This is a genomic window from Flavobacterium xizangense, from assembly GCF_054075145.1.
In genome coordinates, this window is the sequence record NZ_JBSIPG010000279.1 from 1 (window position 1) to 243 (window position 243).

A 243-nucleotide genomic window follows, 5' to 3' on the forward strand; every position below is an offset into this window, starting at 1 on the left:
TGATGTTTCAGGAAGCACGTAAAATAAACAGAAATTTTGTTTCTCAAAAACAAGCTTTCTTTTCGCTTTATGATGGAAATAAAATTCCATTCGAAGATGAAACTTTCGATAAAGTATTCACAGTAAACACCATTTATTTTTGGCAGAAACCAGAAGATTTACTTTCAGAAATTTACAGAGTTTTAAAACCAAATGGTAATTTCTGCCTGACTTTTGCTGAAGAAGATTTCATGAAAAAACTGC

At 30.5% G+C, this 243-nt stretch carries 1 protein-coding gene; it reads left to right on the forward strand.

The annotated features are described in order from the left end of the window. Nucleotides 1-243, forward strand: a 243-nt coding sequence (locus ACWA1B_RS23430) for a class I SAM-dependent methyltransferase (protein ID WP_456911086.1), incomplete at both ends; no start/stop codon positions are given.